Raw genomic sequence first — 14,153 nt, 5'->3', positions numbered from 1 at the left:
TCTCAGGCCTTGGCGGGTTGACGGGCGGCGGCGCGCTTGGCGGGCGCTTTGGCCGGGGTCGCGTCCGCGCCGGACTTGGAGGCGGACTTGGATGCGGACTTCGAAGCGGGCTTCGACGCTGCCTTGGCGGCGCCATTGGCCGCCGGCTTTGCCGTTTTGGCGGCGTGCCTTGCCGGGGACTTCGATGCCGCTTTCGACGCGGCGTTGGGCGCGGCTTTCGATGCGGCCTTCGTCGCGGCCTTCGATGCCGACGGCGGCGCCTTCTTGGGCGGCTCCGCCTCATTGACGGCCTTTCCCGCTGCGTCAGGATGCGGCCGGGCGGTCTTGGCGGGCACCTGGGCGGCCAAGTCGACCAGATCCTGGACTGGATAGACGGCCTTCGCGGCGGCGGCGCCGCGCGATGCCGCAGGCGCCTGGCCTTGCTTGCGCCGTTGCGCGCGGCGTTCGGCGGCTTCGAAGATGCGCTCCATTTCGTTCAGACTTTCGCGCGCCGCGTCGCTCAGCGGCTCGGCCGCTTCCAGGACGCCCTTCATCGCGACCAGGCTGGCGCGGATTTCGGCGGCCGTCGAGTCTTCCAGAAGGCGGGGCATGGCCTGGATGGCGGCGTCCGAATCCAGCGTCATCATCAGGGCCTGTTCGCGGATAACGTCCTTGAACGCTTCCAGCGTCAGCGCGTTGTCGGCTTCGGCGCGCATCTTGCGGATCAGCGCGAAACTGCGCTCGTCCAGGCCGCCCTCGGCGCCGGACACGTACAGCAGCATGCGGATCGCGGCCACGCGCAGTCCGCCTTCCTGCAGCATGGAACGCAGTTCAGCGGCGCGGTCTTCCATGAAGCGGCGATGCTCCGGCGAGACGCCGGGGTGCCTGCGGGGCGGGCCGGACTTGGCGCCCAGGCCGGCCAGATCCTGCACCACGGGCGATCCGTAGACGCTCATGAAGGTGCGCTCGTCGGCCGAATCGCGCAATTCCTGCCAGATGTTCAGGCTGGTCTCGATCCAGTTCGAGAACATCTCTTGCGCCACCACGAACGGATTGGCGGGCGCGGCCTGCTGGCGGTTCTCGCGCACCTGTTCGGCGACCTTGGCGATGGGGGCGATGAGCGGATTGCGGTCGGAGATCAGTTCGTAGGGCAGGCGCAGCGGGTGCATGCGCTGCATCCACTCGGCCGATTGCGGCGTGACCATGGCGCGCAGCCAGGGCTGCACGAAGCTGCGGTACATGCCCAGATTGATGTCGGAGATGCGGGCCACCGCGGCAAAGCGTTGGTCATCTTCTTCCTTGCGGTCAACAATGGCGCGCACGTCGTCCAGCTTGCGCTGTTCGAAGGACAGCACGTAGTTGCCGAAAGCCAGATCGGCGTTGGGCGTGTCGGGCGTCTTGTCGGCGATTTCGGCCTGGTAGATGCCCGGCGGCAGCACATCGATCATGTCGATGTTGGAGGTGAATTCCTGGTGTTCCTTGCGCGCCACGCTGCCGGACACGAAGATGCCCAGGTGGCCGATGCTTTCGTGGATGGCGTAGACGATGGTCTGGCCGTGGGCCAGGACTTCGGCTTCGTTCTGGTACAGATCGGGAATCCAGCCCAGCGCCTGCGGGGGCGGGGTGATGTTGTCGCCCTTGGAGCAGAACACCACGATGGGCGAGCGGATGTTGCGCAGGTCGATGCGGATGCCGTCGGAGGTCACCAGGCCCGCGGTGGCCAGACGGTTGCCCACGAACAGGTTGTCGACGATGTATTGGATCTCGGGCCCGTTCAGGAAGACGTGGCCGCCCCACCATTTTTCAAAGCTCAGGTAGCGGTCGGCCTCGGTGTCGACCTTGGCGTACAGGTTGTACTGCTTGGACCACAGGGTGTTGGCGGGATTGAGGTTCTCGAAGTTCTGCACCAGCCAGGCGCCGTCGAACTTGCCGTTGCCCAGGTCGCTGGTCATGGCCGTGAGCCAGCTTCCGCCCAGCAGGCCGCCCGCGTAGCGCATGGGATTCATGCCGCGCCAGCCCGCCCAGTAGGACAGCGGCGCGCCAGCGACGATGATCGGCCCGAACAGTTCAGGGCGCACCGCCGCGGTCATCATGATCTGCCAGCCCGCCTGGCAATTGGCCACGACGACGGGCTTGCCCTCGGCATCCGGGTGCAGCGCAATGATTTCTTCCAGAAAGCGCGCCTCGGCCATCATCACGTCTTCGACGGTCTGGGTGGGCATGGGCTGCGGCAGGAACGTCGCGAAGTAGCAGGGATGCCCCGCGCGCACGGCCACGCCGATTTCGCTTTCAGGCTTGAAGCCGCCGATGCCCGGGCCGTGGCCCGCGCGCGGGTCCACCACCAGGAAGGGGCGCTTGATCGGGTCCGTTTCCACGCCGGCCGGCGGCGTGATCCGCAAGAGGCCGTAATTGACGGGGCGGGGCAGCTCGCGGCCATCCAGCACCAGCTCGAATTCCATGCTGAGCACGTTGGGCGCGCGCTTGGCCATGTGATCGTGATATTGGTTGCCGCGCTGGCGCATCACGTCCGCATAAAGCACGCCGCGTTGCCAGGCGTCCACCGCGTATTCGTAGGCGGCCGTCCAGGGGTTGAGGGACGGGGCGAGCATGTGATCGGTGCCGGATCCGGCCATGGCGATCTCCTGTAATGAGCTGCCGGCGACAGACCGCCGCCGAGCCGGCCCCCAGTGGAACCGGCGGAATTGACCTCCCCATTACACCGCATCAGATGGTGCGGTGCAACATCGGAACGCTTGCGGGGTGTCAAATCGGCGCTCAGCCCGGCTTATTCGGACCGATGGCAGACCACTGCTCAGCTCAACTCACCGCGCGGCGGCGTTGTGTTCCAGCCACTTCTGGACGGCGGGCCGCTGCCATTGCACGTCTGCGTAGGCGCGCAGCGTGTCGGGCAGGTCGTCGTTCGACAGGCGCTTGAGCATGACCGCCAGATCGAGATCGGCGATGCACCATTCGTCGAACAGCGTCGTCTGGCCAACGCCGACCAGATAGCTGGCCACGCGAATCAATTTGGCGGAGGCCGCATGGGCGTCGTCGGACAGAGGCTGGCCGGTTTCGCCGTAGAACACGGTTTCCGTGGGACGTTCCTGGCGCAAGGCGCCCAGGTCGCTGCGCAGCCAGGCCTGCAATTGGCGGGCGCGGGCGCGTTCCTGCAGTGCGGCCGGAAACAGGCCGGTGTGTTCGGGAGGGGGAAAGGCTTCGTCCAGGTATTCGGCGATGACACTGGATTCGGTCAGATTGAAGTCCGCGTGCGTCAGCGCCGGCACCCGCGACGTGAGCGCGCGGCACTGGAACGGCTGCATGCGCTGTTCGCCGGCGCCCAGGTCGATGGGACGCACTTCAAAGGGCAGCCGCTTTTCGGTCAGCGCCACATAGACCGACATGGCGTAGGGGCTGAGAAACAGGGAATCGACGTATAGCGTAATCGGGGCGCCCAAAGCTTGTCTCCGGTCAGGCGGGGTAACGTATGGTCAGGCCGCGCGCGGCGCCTGATTTGCAAAGCGTAACGCAAGTGCAATGCGGACGTGTCGCGCGGGCGCGTCAGCCACAAGGGTCAGTCCACAATGAACAGCTTGGCGCCGGTCTGCGTGGACGAGCGATGCGGTTCGGCCTGATCGGCCACCTGGTAGCTCATGCCCGGGGTCAGCACGAACTGGCGGCCGTCTTCCAGTTCGGTGTGCAGTTCGCCTTCCAGACAGAACAAGATGTGGCCCTTGGTGCACCAGTGGTCGGCCAGGTAACCGGCCGTGTATTCCACCATGCGCACGCGCAGGTCGCCGAAATTACGGGTCCGCCAGTACGCCATGCCGGTGTCGCCGGCGTGTTCGGTGCGTTCCACTTCGGACCAGTCGGTGGTGCCGAAGGGGATGTTGCTCATCTTCATCGTGGATCCTGCCTGTTGGGTCCGCCCCCAAAATCCGGGCGAAAAAACACATACTACGCCAATCAGGCGGCCAGCTTGTGCTGCCGGCATATGCCACGCGGCCGCACATTGAAAAATCGGTCCATAACCCCTATCTTCTGGCTATTCAAGGCCGGATCCGGCTGTGCCGGACGCGGCCTCAACCCTCTACGTGAGCTGGAACATGGAGTTCAAGGACTACTACAGCATTCTCGGGGTGGAGCAGGGCGCATCCGACGACGATATCCGCAAGGCCTATCGCAAGCTCGCCCGCAAATATCACCCAGACGTCAGCAAGGAAAGCGACGCCGAAACCCGCATGCGCGATGTCAACGAAGCGTATGACGTGTTGCGCGACGCTGAAAAGCGCCAGGCCTATGACAATTTGGCTGCGGGCGTCACGCCCGACGGCGGCTTCCAACCTCCGCCCGGCTGGGACGAAGGCTTCGAATTCCACCGCGGCGCCGCGCCTGGCGACGAGGCGCAATTCAGCGAGTTCTTCTCGTCACTCTTTGGCGGCCGGGGGGGCCGGCACGGCGCGCGCCAGCAGGACTTCCGCACGCGCGGCGAAGACCATCACGCCGCGATCGAAGTCGACCTCGAAGACGCGATCAAGGGTGCGACGCGCGACATCAGCCTGCGGTCCATGCAGATGGACGATCAGGGACGGCCGCACATGCAAAGCCGCACCCTCAGCGTCAAGATCCCGGCCGGCGTGCGTGAAGGCCAGTACATCCGGCTGGCCGGACAGGGCATGCCCGGCTATGGCGGCGGCGAAAGCGGCGATCTGTATCTGGAAGTGCGCTTCAAGCCGCATCCGCGTTACCGCGCCGAAGGGCGCGATCTCTACATGACGTTGCCGGTTGCCCCGTGGGAAGCCGCGCTGGGCGCCAGCGTCCAGGCGCCCACGCCCGGCGGCACGGTCGAAGTGTCCGTGCCGGCCGGTTCCGGCAACGGCCGCAAGCTGAGGCTGCGCGGACGCGGCATCCCCGGCGATCCGCCGGGCGACCTGTACTTGGTTCTGGATCTGGTGCTGCCGCCCGCCGACAGCGAAGCCGCCAAGGCCGCCTACCGCAAGCTCCAGCAGGATCTGCCTTTCAACCCGCGCCGCAACCTCGGGGTCTGAGCATGAACAAGATAGTGATCACCAGCGCCACCGTGGTCGGCAAGTCGCAACCGCTCAGCACCGACGACCTGGCGCGCGCCTGCGGCGCGGAAGTGGAATGGGTGGCCCGGCTGGTCGAGGTCGGCATCGTCAACGCCAGCGGAACCGGCCCGGCGGAATGGCGTTTCTACAGCGTGGACTTGCAACGCGCCTTGCACGCGCGACGGCTGGAACACGACTTCGGCGCCGGCCTCGACGCCGTCGCGCTCATTCTGGACCTGAGCCAGGAGGTGCGCCGCCTGAAGTCGCAGCTGCGGGCGTTGGGGGCGATGCCTTGACGCACCGCTGAGTAAAATGGGCGCCCGCCGCAACAAATAAAAGCGATGAGCGCCTTGGAGACTCCCCCCGCCGCCGCGCGCGCCCCGTCCGGCGGCGCGCGCATCGATGGTCTGAAATCCTGCCTGCCGGTCATGATCGGCTACTTTCCGGTGGCCGTGACGTTCGGCATTGCCGGCATCGCGGCCGACCTGACCCCGCTGCAGGTCATCCTGATTTCCGTGCTGGTCTACGCGGGCGCCAGCCAGTTCCTGCTGCTGGCGTCCATCAAGGCCGGCACGCCGTGGCTGTGGGTGGTGGCGCTGTGCTCGCTACTCAACGCCCGGCATCTGCTCTATGGCCCGCTGCTGTCGCGCTTTCTGCCGGCGGCGCTGCGCGATCGCCTCAAAGTGGCTTTCCTGTTGACCGACGAAGTCTTCGCCACCGCGTTCAACCGGCTGCACGGCGTGGAACCCGCCCGGCGCCAAGGCTGGATGATCGCGCTGGGCCTGGGCGCCTGGCTGACGTGGATCGCCGGCACCGCCGTGGGGGTGTACGCGGGCGACGGCCTGGAACGGCACTATCCGATGCTGTCGCAGGTCATGCGATTTGCGCTGCCGGCGCTGTTCATGGCGCTGGTGTGCCAGAGCGCCCGGCGCGGCATGGGACTGCCCATCCTGGCCGCCGTCATCGGCGCCGGACTGGTGGCCGCGCTGGGCTACACCAGCCTCGCCATCCTGGCGGGCGCGGTCATCGGCTGCGTCGCCTATCGCGTGAGGAGGGCCGCATGAACGCCAGCGGATTGGAATTCTGGGGCGCCGTCATCGCGATGGCGGTCATCACTTATCTCACACGCGCGCTGCCCTTCATGCTGTCCGAGCGCAGCCGATTGCTGCGGCACCTGTCCCGCGAGGGCTCGGCGCTGTCGGCGCTGGGGCCGTCGCTGCTGGCGGGCATCGCGGCCGCCGTGATCGTGCCGGATCTGCTGGGCGCCGCAGACGAGGCCGCCCGCATCGCGCCGTACGTGGGCGGGCTGGCCGTGACGGGCGTTGCGGCGCGCCTGGTCAGCAATACGGGCGTGGCCGTGCTGCTCGGCATGGGCGGATACGGGATATTGCTAGCCTTGGCGGCGTAGCGGCCCGCAAGGCAAAATGGTCCGATCCCCCAAGGAGACCGACCATGCTTACGCTCTACCACGCACCGCGTTCGCGGTCGTTCCGGATACTGTGGCTGCTCGAGGAACTGGGCGTGCCCTACGACACCGAGATGGTGTCGATCCGCGGCCACGACAGCACGGGGCACATGCCTGCCGATTACATCGACATCCACCCGCACCGCAAGGTGCCGGCGCTGGTGCATGACGGCGTGCCCGTGTTCGAGACTCCCGCCATCGCGGTGTACCTGACCGACCTGTTTCCGCAGGCGGGGCTGGGCCCGGTCGTCGGCGACGCGCAGCGCGGCCCCTATCTGACGTGGCTGGCGTATTCCACGGGCGTGTTCGAGCCCGCGATGGTCGAGCGGGCCTTCAAGACGCCGCATCAGGCCGCGCTGGGATGGGGATCGGCCGACGAGGTCGAAGAGGTGCTGACGCGGGTGCTGCAGGCGCGGCCGTTTTTCCTGGGCGACAGGTTCTCGGCCGTGGACATCGTGCTGGGCGGCTCGCTGCAGTACATGATGCGGATGAAGATCGTGCCCGAGACCCCCGTCTTCAATGCGTACGTCGAGCGTCTTGGCGAGCGCCCGGCGATGCATCGCGCCTTGCAGCGCGACGGGGATATCGAGGAGTCCTGATTCGCGACGTCAGGCGCCGCCCTGGATGCGTGCCGCCAGGTGGTCACGCCATTGCTCGGGACGGCCGAGATACCGGCTGGGTTCCAGCAGGGTAAAAGCGCCGTCGCGCTCCAGCGCCAGCGTCGGAAAGCCCGTGCCCCCGACCTGGGCCAGCAGCCGGCGGCTCGCGGCAATGTGCGCCGCAGTCTCGGCGCCCTGTGCCTGTTCGTAGGCAGCGTCGAAGGCCTCGGCGTCCAGGCCGATCTCCACGGCCAGTGCGCGCAGCACGGCGGGATCGGCGATGCGACGGCCCTCCACGTAATGCGCCTGCTGCATCCGGTGCAGCAGGTCCAGGCCGCGGCCCGCCAGCGTTTGGGCGGCCAGGATGGCGGTGGTGGGCGGTTCGGAATCGAACACGGCGCCGCTGTCGCGCAGCAGGCCGTCGAAATAATCGGTGCCGAACGGCTGGCCGGTGAGGCCCGCGATGCGCTCGTCGTGCGGCATGACGTAGCGGCGCAGGGCGTCGGTGACCAGTTGGCGGTTGCCGCCGGTCATCATGCCGCCGCCATGCGGCTCGATGTTCAGGCCGGCAATGGCGCGGGCGGCCGCCACCAGCGGCGCGGCGCCGTAGCACCAGCCGCAGAGCGGATCAAAGATGTAATGCAGGGTGGGGGATGCGGTAATCATGGCGCCATCGTAGACGGCGCCGGGCGCGGGCGCATAGGCCGGCGCAATAGCCAGAGTGTTGCAGCGGCCGTGCAGATTGCCTGCACGGCCGGATCAGTCAGCCCGAGATCAGCCCGCGATCTGCACGCCGATCCAGAACAGACCGGCGGCCAGCAGCATCGAGGCGGGCAGCGTCAGCACCCAGGCCAGCAGGATGTTGCGCACCGTGTTGCCCTGCAGCCCCGTCTTGTTGGCGATCATGGTGCCCGCCACGCCCGAGGACAGCACGTGGGTGGTGGACACGGGCAGGCTGAAGACGTTGGCAAGACCAATGGCCCCCACGGCGGTCAGCTGCGCCGACATGCCCTGCGCGTAGGTCATGCCCTGCTTGCCGATTTTTTCGCCGACCGTCAGAACGACGCGGCGCCAGCCGACCATGGTGCCGGCGCCCAGCGCCAGCGCCACGGCAACGATCACCCAGAAGGGCGCGTATTCGGTGGTGGCGGTCAGGTCCGCGCGCAGCCGTTGCAGGTCGGCGGCCTCGCGGGCGGGCAGACCTTCCAGGCGCGCCACCTTCTTGGCGGTGTCGTCCAGGCAAAGCAAGTAGCGGCGCACATCGATGCGCTTTTGTGCGGACAGGTCAGCGTAGTTGGAAACCCCGTGCAGGTCCCTTTGCAGCGCCATGATGGTGGGCACGGTCAGGGCCGGGTCGCAGCGGAAGTTGGCGGGCAGGTCTTCCTGGATGTCGGTGCGGCGCAAAGCCAGGAAATCGCCCAGCAGCGCTTCGTTGCGCTGGTAGAACACCATCAGGTGGTTGGCGGCGTCGCGGGTGCGTTCGATCTGGTAGGTGGTGCTGTGGGTGTCCAGCACGAAGTTGGCCGGCACGATGCCGATCAGCACCAGCATGATGAGCCCGATGCCCTTCTGTCCGTCGTTCGAGCCGTGCACGAAGCTCACGCCCATGGCCGACAGCACCAGCACCAGGCGGTTCCAGAACGGCGGGTGCTTCTTGTTGTCGATGGCGCGGCGCTGTTCGGGCGTCTTGTGCATCTTGGACAGCGGCAGCCAGCGCTTGAGCGCCAGCAGCAGCAACCCGGCCACCGCGAACCCGGCGATGGGCGAGGCCACCAGCGACAGGCCGATGTCGATAGCCTTGCCCCAGTTCACGCCTTGGCCCAGCGGCAGGTCGGTGATGAGCGCATTGGCCAGGCCCACGCCCAGGATCGAGCCGATCAGCGTGTGCGAGCTGGAGGCCGGAATGCCGAAGTACCACGTGCCCAGATTCCACGCGATGGCCGCCGCCAGCATGGCGAAGACCATTGCCAGCCCGCGGCCGGTGTCCACATTGATCAGCAGTTCGACGGGCAGCAGATGGACGATGGCGTACGCGACGCCCACGCCGCCCAGCAACACGCCCAGGAAGTTGAAGATGCCGGACAGGACCACCGCAAGATGCGGCGGCATGGCCTTGGTGTAGATGACCGTTGCCACGGCGTTGGCCGTGTCGTGAAAGCCGTTGATGAATTCGAAGGCCAGGACGAAGGTCAGGGCCAGCACAAGACTGAGGCCAACCCAAAGGTCTAGGCCGTGGAAGAGGTCGAACATGGGGGAGGGGGGCGAGGTTCCGGCGAGAATGCCCCGATTATTGCAGATTTATGACCTGTCCCTGAATGACCCGGCCCTCAATCTTAGAACTTCGAATACTGGAATTCGATCTCCATCGGTTTACCCAGATTGGCCGACGTATCCGCCTGGATCACCATGACGGCCAGAATTCCCAGATACAGCAGGCAGAGCCACAGCGTTCTTTTCATGGGCGGAATACCTCGGCGATCTTCTGGTTGACGCGCAGCCAGCCCAGCTCGCCCAGATGCTGCACGTCGCGCAGCGTGCCGACCTCGAAGGGCGCGTCATACATATCCATGCAGGTCATTGCGTAACGCTGGCACAGGCCGGCAACTTGCTGCTGGATCGGATCGAAGCGGTGCAGGTCATTGAAGACCATCGGGTGCAGCGGCTGCATGACGAACAGCGCATTGACCTTGTGCTGGTGCAGCAGCGCCATGAGGGCGTCGAGTTCGCGCAGTTCGTCGCGGCCGGTCAGTGGCTGGGGCTGATAGGCGGTTTTGCCGCCTTCGGGGATGCTGCGCAGGTACTTGTTGAAGAATTCGTCACGCACGGCATAGCGATTGTCCGTCATGAGTGCCTGCTCGGCGGTCTGCGCCTGGCCGGCCAGCGCATCCCAGTCCACCACGCGCGCCGCCGCCGCGGGGCCTTCGCGTTCCGGTTCGGGGATGGGCGCGGCGTACGCGGGGGCCCACAGGCTGGCCAGGCGCTGGCGGAAGACGTACGCCTGCTCGGCCGCCATCGACCAGTACACGCCGGCGTCGCCCTTGGCGTCCAGCCACCGCAAGACTTCGGACCGGCCATCGGGTTGGCGCAGCAGGCGGGGCAGCAGCGGGTTGGCGTGCTCCTTGAATTCGTCCGGCCCCAACCCGCCTTCGCCGTCGAACCAGCCGGGCGACAGCATCACGACCACGCGCGAGGCCGGCGACAGGTCATCGGCCAGCGCCGCCAGCACGAACTGCATGCCCAGCGACTGGAACCCGGAATGGCCATACGCCAGGACGGGCATCTGCAGCTCGTCGGCCAGGAAACGGTACGGCACGAAGCGCAGGTCGTTGCTGGTGAGTTCCGAGGACCCGAGGATCACCAGACGGTCGCCCGTGCGCAGCGCCTGGCTGAGCCGCGACAGATTGCGCGTCTGCTCGTCCAGCGTATTACCCAGGTTGGGAATGTAGATGCCGGGTGCGGCCGCGGGCACCGGTTCGGTCTTCAGGGCCAGCGTATGCAGGGCCGCCCAGCCGGCCACGGCCGCGGCGGACAGGGCCAGCGCCGCGGCAAGCGCGTGCTGCCGAAGAGTGCGTTTGAACATGGGAAACCCGAAAATGCGCCGCGCCTCAACAATGGGGCGGGATTGTTAGCGGATGTTATCCAGCGTCCATGACGCGAACAAGCGCGGGAAACCCTGGGCGGCGCGCCGATTCCCCTTTTTGCGACACTTGGCCCGGCCGCGCCCCGCCACGTGCCCCCAGGCGGAATGCGATAGCATCAATGTCGCGCGCCCGGCCGGGATCCCTGGCCGGCCGCGCCGCCTGCCGCGAACGCGGCGCTTCACCGCCGGATTTCCTCCTACGCCATGACCGACATTGCCCGAATCCCCCGCCGCCATCCCGACGAACTTATCGTGGGCCTGGTGTCCGTTTCCGACCGCGCCTCTACGGGCGCCTACCAGGATCAGGGACTGCCCGCGCTGCGCGAGTGGCTGGGCGGGGCGCTGTCGTCGCCCTGGCAGGCGGTTGATCGGCTGATTCCCGACGAGCCCGCCCGCATCTCGGAGACCCTGATCGAACTGGTCGACGGCTGCGGCTGCGACCTCGTCCTGACGACCGGCGGCACCGGCCCGGCGCGGCGCGACGTCACGCCCGAGGCGACGCTGGCGGTCGGCACCAAGGAAATGCCGGGTTTTGGCGAACAGATGCGCCAGATCAGCCTGCGTTTCGTGCCCACGGCCATCCTGTCGCGGCAGGTGGCCGTCATCCGCGAAACCGACGGCCATGCCGCCCTGATCGTGAACCTGCCCGGCCAGCCCAAGTCCATCCGCGAGACGCTGGAAGGGCTCAAGGGCGAGGACGGCGCGGTGGTGGTGCCGGGCATCTTCGCCGCCATTCCGTACTGCATCGACCTCATCGGCGGTCCCTACGCCGACACGCGTCCCGAGGTCATTGCGGCCTTCCGCCCCAAGTCCGCCCGGCGGCCCGCGCAGGCGTAAAGCGCTGCGATTGGCCGCCTTGGCGCGACATTTCTGCGCCGAGGCCCGCCAAGGCCGTGCGGTATAGTTGGCCGCCCCGATCAACCCCTACTGACCGAGAGTTTTCATCGTCATGAAGGTTCGTACCATCCTGTCCCTCACCGCCGTGGCTGCCCTGTCGGCTTGCGCCAATGTCAAAGACGTCCGCGACCGCGAGCCCGTGTTCTACGGATCCACGCAGCGCACCGCCCAGGACTACACGCAATGCGTGGCGGCCGCCTGGAAGGGACTGGGCGTGAACTTCGAACAGAAGCCGGTGCGCAACGGGTACGAGCTTGTCCTGCACGGCAGCCTCGGTGTCGAGGCCGTCCTGACGACCACGCACTGGCAGGGCAAGACCGAGACGCGCCTGTCCACGCGCATCGCCCGCCGCGATCAGACCATCATCGAACCGGCCAACCTGTGCCTGTAAGCGCCATGGTTGACCGCCGCAGTGTCCTGCGCGCGGGGCTGGCCGCGGCCGCCCTGTGTTTGGCCTTGCCCGCGCGGGCCCAGCAGGCCAGTTACATCAGCCGCAAGCTCGACGCTCGCGTGCCGGGCGGCGTGGCGGTACTTAGCCTGGGCGACGGCGCGGCCGCGCCCCAGGTCACGTACCTGGACCGGCCCGTGCTGGTGGTGCGGGAGGCGGGCAAGCAGTGGATCGCCGTGGTCGGCATTCCGCTCAGCGTCAAGCCGGGCCAGGAGCAGGTCCAGGTCAAGGACGCTGGCGGCAACCGCCAGGTGGCCTTCACCGTGCGCGCCAAGGACTATGTGGCGCAGCACATCACGCTCAAGAACCAGCGCCAGGTGGATCCGAACCCGGACGACCTCAAGCGGATCGAGCGCGAGCTGGCCGAGCAGGTCGAGGCCTATCGCGGCTTTCGCGCCGGTGTCACGCCCAGCAACCTGATCCTGGATCGTCCCGTCAACGGCGGACGCCTGTCCAGCCCCTTCGGCCTGCGCCGCTTCTTCAACGGCCAGGAACGCAATCCGCATTCAGGGCTGGATTTCGCCGTGCCGGCCGGAACGCCCATCAAGGCGCCAGCGGCCGGGGTAGTGGTGCTGGTGGGGGATTATTTCTTCAACGGCAAGACGGTGTTTCTGGACCATGGCCAGGGTTTCGTCAGCATGTTCTGCCACATGTCGGCCATCTCCGTGAAAGTCGGCGACGAGGTGCCGCGCGGCGGCGTCGTGGGCAAGGTGGGGGCGACGGGGCGGGCGACGGGCCCGCATCTGCACTGGAATGTCAGCCTGAACGATGCGCGCATCGATCCGGCGATCTTCATTGGGGCGTTCAAGCCCTGACGCATTCAAGCCCTGACGCATTCAAGCCGGATGCATTCAAGCCGGATGCGTTCAAGCCCAGATGCGTCTAAGTCCAGATAAGACTGCGAGCCGCGCTCAGGCCTGCTCGGCCTCGAGCGCGATGCGCTTGAGCACGTACTGGTGCATGCGCTCGGCGTATTCCATCTGCTGCTGCACGTTGCGCTGACCGGCTTCCTGGTCATCCAGGCAGTTGTCGTACTTGGTCTTGGCTTCGGAGTAGGTCAGGCCGGTATTGCGCAGGCTGTTGATGAACGCCTCGCGCGACTGACGCAGCAGGCGCAGGCCTTCCTCGCCCTTTGCGAAACGTCTTCGCGAGAGGGCAAGCTGGTCTGCGGCGGCTTGCAATTCTTCTTTCAGGTCCATCGTGCTTCGTGCGTATCCGGCCTGGCGTTGCGCCAGGCTAGGAGCGCCATTCTTTCATGAACAGGCGATCCACGCATTACGGCAGCGCGCGAATCCGGCTTAAGGATTCGCGAAAAGAGGGAGCCGGGCGCCGGCAAGAAAGCCGGCCCGGGCGGCCGGCTTAGCGGCGGTGGTGCTGGGGACGCTGCATCGTGGGGGCGCGCTCGTCCTTATGGCGGAAGTTGATGCGGCCCTTGGTCAGGTCGTACGGGGACATTTCCAGGGTGACGCGATCGCCCGCGAGGATGCGGATGCGGTGCTTGCGGATACGGCCCGACGCGTAGGCGCCGACTTCGATGCCGTTGTCCAGTTTGACGCGGTAGCGGCTATCGGGCAGCACTTCGTCAACGATGCCATCCAATTCGATGAGTTCTTCTTTAGCCATCTTCTACTCCTTGATCAAAAAGCGCAGTCATGCCTGCGGCATGACACGCCGCGCGAGGCGGCAAGCGCGTCGGACTCGGATAAACCGGTCCAGCGGTTTGAACGCAAAAAAACGTTCGGGCAAGCGTGGGTACGGGCCACGGCATCCGGATGGATGTCTGAAATGGCGGATACTCGCGCCCTGAGGTAAGTGCGCGCGATGCGCGCTGTGGTCGCGGCGGCGGTGCTGCGGGCACCTTGCCGGATGAAGCGGGGTTGCTGCGTGTGCGGCAACGCCTGGCGCCACGGGGACTGCAGCGGCGTGCTGGGCAGTGACGGGGAGCACCCAAAAGCGGTGGCCCCAATAAAAAACCGGATCTCGTTCGCGTCGCTGACGTTCATTCAGTAGCGCCCTTTCGAGGGCGCTACAAGTTGGCACGCAGGATGACCGAAGTCCG

18 protein-coding genes are annotated in these 14,153 nt (G+C 66.7%); 8 read left to right on the top strand and 10 right to left on the bottom strand.

Annotation, left to right across the window (positions count from 1 at the left end):
- Positions 1-2 precede the first annotated feature (2 nt).
- From AC6LJW_RS15550 to AC6LJW_RS15540, 3 genes are all read right to left on the bottom strand, one after another.
- A complete protein-coding gene (locus tag AC6LJW_RS15550) occupies positions 3-2,612 on the bottom strand; it encodes a DUF3141 domain-containing protein (protein WP_498087722.1) in 2,610 nt (869 codons plus the stop codon).
- A 189-nt stretch (positions 2,613-2,801) separates the two neighbouring features.
- On the bottom strand, positions 2,802-3,434 hold the full coding sequence (gene yfcF / locus AC6LJW_RS15545; RefSeq protein ID WP_056570959.1) for a glutathione transferase: 633 nt from the start codon (positions 3,432-3,434) through the stop codon (positions 2,802-2,804).
- A 116-nt stretch (positions 3,435-3,550) separates the two neighbouring features.
- Positions 3,551-3,880, bottom strand: coding sequence for a DHCW motif cupin fold protein (locus AC6LJW_RS15540; RefSeq protein WP_056570958.1), 330 nt, complete (start codon positions 3,878-3,880; stop codon positions 3,551-3,553).
- Positions 3,881-4,082: 202 nt separating this feature from the next.
- On the opposite strand from AC6LJW_RS15540, the gene AC6LJW_RS15535 reads away from it, so the two are divergent.
- The 5 genes from AC6LJW_RS15535 to AC6LJW_RS15515 all read left to right on the top strand — a co-directional run bounded on the left by AC6LJW_RS15535 (position 4,083) and on the right by AC6LJW_RS15515 (position 7,109).
- Positions 4,083-5,024, top strand: a complete 942-nt coding sequence (locus tag AC6LJW_RS15535; RefSeq protein ID WP_056570956.1) for a DnaJ C-terminal domain-containing protein — start codon at positions 4,083-4,085, stop codon at positions 5,022-5,024.
- A 2-nt stretch (positions 5,025-5,026) separates the two neighbouring features.
- A complete protein-coding gene (locus AC6LJW_RS15530) occupies positions 5,027-5,341 on the top strand; it encodes a chaperone modulator CbpM (RefSeq protein WP_056570954.1) in 315 nt (104 codons plus the stop codon).
- Between the two features lie 132 nt (positions 5,342-5,473).
- A complete protein-coding gene (locus tag AC6LJW_RS15525; protein ID WP_498087736.1) occupies positions 5,474-6,109 on the top strand; it encodes an AzlC family ABC transporter permease in 636 nt (211 codons plus the stop codon).
- A complete protein-coding gene (locus AC6LJW_RS15520; RefSeq protein ID WP_056570952.1) occupies positions 6,106-6,453 on the top strand; it encodes an AzlD domain-containing protein in 348 nt (115 codons plus the stop codon). Before AC6LJW_RS15525 ends, AC6LJW_RS15520 begins: the two co-directional genes overlap by 4 nt.
- Before the next feature lie 44 nt (positions 6,454-6,497).
- Complete coding sequence (locus tag AC6LJW_RS15515; RefSeq protein WP_056570950.1) at positions 6,498-7,109, top strand: glutathione S-transferase family protein; 612 nt, start codon at positions 6,498-6,500, stop codon at positions 7,107-7,109.
- A 9-nt stretch (positions 7,110-7,118) separates the two neighbouring features.
- On the opposite strand, the gene AC6LJW_RS15510 is transcribed toward AC6LJW_RS15515, so the two are convergent.
- The 4 genes from AC6LJW_RS15510 to AC6LJW_RS15495 all read right to left on the bottom strand — a co-directional run bounded on the left by AC6LJW_RS15510 (position 7,119) and on the right by AC6LJW_RS15495 (position 10,689).
- Positions 7,119-7,775, bottom strand: a complete 657-nt coding sequence (locus tag AC6LJW_RS15510) for a DsbA family protein (RefSeq protein WP_498087721.1) — start codon at positions 7,773-7,775, stop codon at positions 7,119-7,121.
- A gap of 108 nt (positions 7,776-7,883) precedes the next feature.
- Positions 7,884-9,359, bottom strand: a complete 1,476-nt coding sequence (locus AC6LJW_RS15505; protein WP_056570946.1) for an inorganic phosphate transporter — start codon at positions 9,357-9,359, stop codon at positions 7,884-7,886.
- Positions 9,360-9,442: 83 nt separating this feature from the next.
- Entirely contained in the window at positions 9,443-9,568 is a 126-nt protein-coding gene (locus AC6LJW_RS15500; protein ID WP_255357224.1) for a hypothetical protein, read from the bottom strand.
- Positions 9,565-10,689 (bottom strand): D-alanyl-lipoteichoic acid biosynthesis protein DltD, encoded by a 1,125-nt coding sequence (locus AC6LJW_RS15495; RefSeq protein ID WP_498087720.1) that lies wholly within the window; start codon positions 10,687-10,689, stop codon positions 9,565-9,567. The genes AC6LJW_RS15500 and AC6LJW_RS15495 overlap by 4 nt, the downstream gene beginning before the upstream one ends.
- Before the next feature lie 264 nt (positions 10,690-10,953).
- Between AC6LJW_RS15495 and mog the strand changes: the two genes are divergently transcribed.
- The 3 genes from mog to AC6LJW_RS15480 all read left to right on the top strand — a co-directional run bounded on the left by mog (position 10,954) and on the right by AC6LJW_RS15480 (position 12,909).
- Complete coding sequence (gene mog / locus AC6LJW_RS15490) at positions 10,954-11,586, top strand: molybdopterin adenylyltransferase (RefSeq protein ID WP_498087719.1); 633 nt, start codon at positions 10,954-10,956, stop codon at positions 11,584-11,586.
- A 112-nt stretch (positions 11,587-11,698) separates the two neighbouring features.
- Positions 11,699-12,037, top strand: coding sequence for a hypothetical protein (locus AC6LJW_RS15485; RefSeq protein ID WP_427986709.1), 339 nt, complete (start codon positions 11,699-11,701; stop codon positions 12,035-12,037).
- A gap of 5 nt (positions 12,038-12,042) precedes the next feature.
- Entirely contained in the window at positions 12,043-12,909 is an 867-nt protein-coding gene (locus tag AC6LJW_RS15480; protein WP_056570938.1) for a peptidoglycan DD-metalloendopeptidase family protein, read from the top strand.
- Positions 12,910-13,005: 96 nt separating this feature from the next.
- Here AC6LJW_RS15480 and AC6LJW_RS15475 read toward each other — a convergent pair whose 3' ends face one another.
- From AC6LJW_RS15475 to AC6LJW_RS15465, 3 genes are all read right to left on the bottom strand, one after another.
- Positions 13,006-13,293: a hypothetical protein gene (locus tag AC6LJW_RS15475; RefSeq protein WP_056570936.1), complete on the bottom strand. Its 288-nt coding sequence runs from the start codon at positions 13,291-13,293 to the stop codon at positions 13,006-13,008.
- Positions 13,294-13,453: 160 nt separating this feature from the next.
- Positions 13,454-13,717, bottom strand: coding sequence for a translation initiation factor IF-1 (infA, locus tag AC6LJW_RS15470; protein ID WP_056570934.1), 264 nt, complete (start codon positions 13,715-13,717; stop codon positions 13,454-13,456).
- 14 nt (positions 13,718-13,731) lie between these two features.
- The gene (locus AC6LJW_RS15465; RefSeq protein ID WP_498087718.1) at positions 13,732-14,097 is read right to left on the bottom strand and encodes a hypothetical protein; all 366 of its coding nucleotides are present in this window, start codon (positions 14,095-14,097) and stop codon (positions 13,732-13,734) included.
- Positions 14,098-14,153: the final 56 nt, after the last annotated feature.

The organism is Achromobacter sp. 1012554356 (genome assembly GCF_059760815.1).
Note: the sequence above shows the minus strand (reverse complement) of the source record. Positions and strands in the feature narration are given on the sequence as shown.

Bases quoted from the DNA above. Each gene is read 5' to 3' on its own strand.
- AC6LJW_RS15550 (WP_498087722.1), bottom strand. From the start codon at position 2,612: ATGGCCGGATCCGGCACCGATCACATGCTCGCCCCGTCCCTCAACCCC.
- AC6LJW_RS15540 (WP_056570958.1), bottom strand. From the start codon at position 3,880: ATGAAGATGAGCAACATCCCCTTCGGCACCACCGACTGGTCCGAAGTG.
- AC6LJW_RS15535 (WP_056570956.1), top strand. From the start codon at position 4,083: ATGGAGTTCAAGGACTACTACAGCATTCTCGGGGTGGAGCAGGGCGCA.
- AC6LJW_RS15530 (WP_056570954.1), top strand. From the start codon at position 5,027: ATGAACAAGATAGTGATCACCAGCGCCACCGTGGTCGGCAAGTCGCAA.
- AC6LJW_RS15525 (WP_498087736.1), top strand. From the start codon at position 5,474: ATGATCGGCTACTTTCCGGTGGCCGTGACGTTCGGCATTGCCGGCATC.
- AC6LJW_RS15520 (WP_056570952.1), top strand. From the start codon at position 6,106: ATGAACGCCAGCGGATTGGAATTCTGGGGCGCCGTCATCGCGATGGCG.
- AC6LJW_RS15515 (WP_056570950.1), top strand. From the start codon at position 6,498: ATGCTTACGCTCTACCACGCACCGCGTTCGCGGTCGTTCCGGATACTG.
- AC6LJW_RS15510 (WP_498087721.1), bottom strand. From the start codon at position 7,775: ATGATTACCGCATCCCCCACCCTGCATTACATCTTTGATCCGCTCTGC.
- AC6LJW_RS15505 (WP_056570946.1), bottom strand. From the start codon at position 9,359: ATGTTCGACCTCTTCCACGGCCTAGACCTTTGGGTTGGCCTCAGTCTT.
- AC6LJW_RS15500 (WP_255357224.1), bottom strand. From the start codon at position 9,568: ATGAAAAGAACGCTGTGGCTCTGCCTGCTGTATCTGGGAATTCTGGCC.
- AC6LJW_RS15495 (WP_498087720.1), bottom strand. From the start codon at position 10,689: ATGTTCAAACGCACTCTTCGGCAGCACGCGCTTGCCGCGGCGCTGGCC.
- mog (WP_498087719.1), top strand. From the start codon at position 10,954: ATGACCGACATTGCCCGAATCCCCCGCCGCCATCCCGACGAACTTATC.
- AC6LJW_RS15485 (WP_427986709.1), top strand. From the start codon at position 11,699: ATGAAGGTTCGTACCATCCTGTCCCTCACCGCCGTGGCTGCCCTGTCG.
- AC6LJW_RS15480 (WP_056570938.1), top strand. From the start codon at position 12,043: ATGGTTGACCGCCGCAGTGTCCTGCGCGCGGGGCTGGCCGCGGCCGCC.
- AC6LJW_RS15475 (WP_056570936.1), bottom strand. From the start codon at position 13,293: ATGGACCTGAAAGAAGAATTGCAAGCCGCCGCAGACCAGCTTGCCCTC.
- infA (WP_056570934.1), bottom strand. From the start codon at position 13,717: ATGGCTAAAGAAGAACTCATCGAATTGGATGGCATCGTTGACGAAGTG.
- AC6LJW_RS15465 (WP_498087718.1), bottom strand. From the start codon at position 14,097: ATGAACGTCAGCGACGCGAACGAGATCCGGTTTTTTATTGGGGCCACC.